This window comes from Zhongshania sp. (genome assembly GCF_041623545.1).
Classification (GTDB): Bacteria; Pseudomonadota; Gammaproteobacteria; order Pseudomonadales; family Spongiibacteraceae; genus Spongiibacter.
Window position 1 is genome coordinate 1 of the sequence record NZ_JBFJWS010000369.1, and the last position, 2,883, is coordinate 2,883.

Genomic DNA, 2,883 nt, shown 5'->3' on the forward strand with positions numbered 1-2,883 from the left:
ATGATGGATGAGCCTATGATGGAAGACGCGCCAGCAGAAGCGGCACCCGCAGCTGAAGAAGCTTATATGAGTGATGAGCCAGCGGTAGAAGACGAGTACGAGTACGACTCTTCTGAGGAAACCGACTACTAAGCGCATTATTTGCGATTAGTTGCTCGTTAAAACCCGGCCATAGCGCCGGGTTTTTTTATGGGACAAGTAAAGGCGTATTACTATTGGTGGTATGTTGCGACGGGGTTAACGAGCTTGTGACTGCCACACGAGCAGGCGATTATTGGCGGGCATGGCGTGATCTGCTAGTAGAGCTAATCTCTGTTTCTCAGCGAGGTCATTGACGGCCTCAAAATCGCGAATACCACTCTGGGGATTACGCTGTTTTAGCCATTGATCAAAGCTGGCATTACTCGCCGATGTGTATTCACCCCGATAGTTAAATGGGCCATAAATACAGAGTAGGCCGTCGTCCTTAAGGCTTGTTCGTAAATGCCTAAAAAACAACTCTACTTCATGCCAGCTCATAATATGCAGAGTATTGGCGGAGTAAATACCGTCAAAGGCCGGCTGTGGCCATTCTAGGTCTCTTGCATCTAGCGCTAATGGTGGTGCTAAATTGTCGAGTTTAGCGTCGTCGATCCACGCTTGAATACCCGCTAAATTTTCCTGGCGATCACTGCATTGCCAATGCAGCTCGGGTAAATTAGCGGCGAAATGTACTGCGTGTTGTCCAGTGCCGCTACCCACTTCCAAGACCCTTTGGCCTGGTGTAAATAGTGGCGCGAGAACCTCTAAAATAAATGGCTGATTGTTTTCACAGGCCTGTGAGAAGGGTTTGGCTTGACTCATGGTTAAATCCCTTTGAATTATGCTTAAATCATTCCCTGGCGAAGGTCGACAGCCTATCCTCGGCTGTCGCCAAGTGTAACGGCTTTTTCAGGAGTACAACAATGGCTTACTGGTTGATGAAATCTGAGCCTGATACCTTTAGCCTCGACGATCTTAGCAAGCGCCCAAAGGGCACGGAGCATTGGGACGGGGTTAGAAATTATCAGGCCCGCAATATGATGCGCGACCAAATGAAAGTGGGCGACAAAGTGTTTTTTTACCACTCCTCCTGCCCCCAGCCGGGTATTGCCGGCATTGCCGAAGTGGTGCGTGAGGCCTACCCCGACGACAGCGCGCAGAACCCGGAGTCGCGTTATTTTGATCCTAAAGCGAGCCCAGAAAACCCGCGTTGGTTTATGGTAGATGTCCGCTTTGAGCGCAAGTTTAAACGGCTCATTCCACTGGCAGAGCTGAAAGCTGAGCCAGCGCTCGGTGAAATGTTGCTGGTCCAGAAGGGTAGTCGCTTGTCCATTATGCCGGTGACACCAGAGGAGTGGCGGCAAATTTTATCTATGGAATAGCGCCGCTACTCGGCGCCGTCCCGCAAGAAAACCCATTCCCGTGCCGTCGATTGCTCGGCGCAAAAGTAATAGCCCTCACTGTCAAACTGTTTTAGATCATCGACGTTTTTTACGCGGTTTTTGATGACATAGCTTGCCATCAAGCCTCGGGCCTTTTTGGCGTAAAAGCTAATGATTTTGTATTTGCCATTTTTGAAGTCTTTAAAAACCGGTGTGATGATATCGGCTGCCAGTGCTTTGGGTTTAATCGCGCTAAAGTATTCATTTGAGGCGAGGTTAACCAGCACTTGCGATTTCACGGCGGCGAGCTGCTGATTTACCGCGTCAGTAATATCGCAATCCCAGAATTGATAGAGGTTTTTACCGGCCTTGTTCTCAAATTTGGTGCCCATTTCTAGCCGGTAGGGCTGGATCAAGTCGAGGGGCCGCAATAGGCCGTACAGACCAGAGAGTATGCGCAGATGCTGCTGGGCAAAGGTAAAGTCAGCGGCACTAAAGCTGTCGGCGTCGAGGCCGGTGTATACGTCACCGCGAAACGCCAGTACCGCGGCCTTGGCATTGTCTGGGCTAAAGGGCAGTTGCCAGTTCATAAAGCGCTGATGATTGAGTTCGCCAAGCTTGGGGCTGATCTTCATCAGTCCGGAGATGTCGTCGGGGCTGAGCTTTTGCAATTGCTCTATCAGCTGCTGGGAGCGGTCGAGGAAATCGGCCTGACTAAATTTTTTGGTGTGTGCAGGGTTTTCAAAGTCCAAGGTTTTGGCTGGGGAAATTAGCAATAACATGGGGAGTCCTGTGACGATTGATTCAAACCTGCAGTAAAGCCTGCCACCAATTAAGCGGGTCGCCGGTCTCGGGGTCGTAGACATTGCCGTAGACCCATTTGGCTTGGTCGCTATTGGCCCATTTATTCAGTACCTCTTCAATACTGCTAAAGCCAACGCCAAAATGAATGCTATACGCGATTGCGCGTTCAGTCTTGATGTCCATGCTGCCACCGAGCTTTTCTATTTCGGCGGTAAGCTGGACTTCCAAGTCCTCATTGGGCTGGCGCAAAAACACCCGCACGCAGAGGTTGCCGCTGTGCTCTAGCAGGCTAAAGCGGCCCCGGGCCTCCTCGTTTATTTTTACTGTATCCAGCGCCGCGAGGCCACGGACAAACAAGGGTGACTTTAGCAGCCGGTATTCACTGGGGTTGGTCAGCGGTGTAGCGAGAACTTTCTCAAAGATCGGTTGATTATTGCTGGGGTGGATACCGGCAAATAGCTCTAACAAGGTCTCTTGGTCGGCGAAGGGGGCCTGATCTGTCATAGCGCACTTACATTCACATTAACATGGGTGAGCAATGATACCGATTTTACGCGCCCAGATCACGGTATCCCTGGGCGCTCGACTCAGCGGCTCGCGGCGGGCATCGTAAATTGAATGCCAATTGGCGGTGGCGTGTAATAGTTGCTGGGTCGATCACCCCGGCCAATACTAA

At 51.0% G+C, this 2,883-nt stretch carries 4 protein-coding genes; 1 reads left to right on the plus strand and 3 read right to left on the minus strand.

Annotation, left to right across the window (positions count from 1 at the left end; genetic code table 11):
* Positions 1 to 237 precede the first annotated feature (237 nt).
* On the minus strand, positions 238 to 843 hold the full coding sequence (locus ABYT30_RS17965; protein WP_373078742.1) for a DUF938 domain-containing protein: 606 nt from the start codon (positions 841 to 843) through the stop codon (positions 238 to 240).
* A gap of 101 nt (positions 844 to 944) precedes the next feature.
* Here ABYT30_RS17965 and ABYT30_RS17970 point away from each other — a divergent pair, with 101 nt between their 5' ends.
* On the plus strand, positions 945 to 1,403 hold the full coding sequence (locus ABYT30_RS17970; protein WP_373078740.1) for an EVE domain-containing protein: 459 nt from the start codon (positions 945 to 947) through the stop codon (positions 1,401 to 1,403).
* Positions 1,404 to 1,408: 5 nt separating this feature from the next.
* Here ABYT30_RS17970 and yaaA read toward each other — a convergent pair whose 3' ends face one another.
* Complete coding sequence (gene yaaA, locus ABYT30_RS17975; RefSeq protein WP_373078737.1) at positions 1,409 to 2,185, minus strand: peroxide stress protein YaaA; 777 nt, start codon at positions 2,183 to 2,185, stop codon at positions 1,409 to 1,411.
* Positions 2,186 to 2,207: 22 nt separating this feature from the next.
* Complete coding sequence (locus ABYT30_RS17980; protein WP_373078735.1) at positions 2,208 to 2,711, minus strand: DUF4265 domain-containing protein; 504 nt, start codon at positions 2,709 to 2,711, stop codon at positions 2,208 to 2,210.
* Between the last annotated feature and the right edge of the window lie 172 nt (positions 2,712 to 2,883).

Coding starts and splice junctions, on each gene's coding strand:
- ABYT30_RS17965 (WP_373078742.1), bottom strand. CDS start 843: ATGAGTCAAGCCAAACCCTTCTCACAGGCCTGTGAAAACAATCAGCCA.
- ABYT30_RS17970 (WP_373078740.1), top strand. CDS start 945: ATGGCTTACTGGTTGATGAAATCTGAGCCTGATACCTTTAGCCTCGAC.
- yaaA (WP_373078737.1), bottom strand. CDS start 2,185: ATGTTATTGCTAATTTCCCCAGCCAAAACCTTGGACTTTGAAAACCCT.
- ABYT30_RS17980 (WP_373078735.1), bottom strand. CDS start 2,711: ATGACAGATCAGGCCCCCTTCGCCGACCAAGAGACCTTGTTAGAGCTA.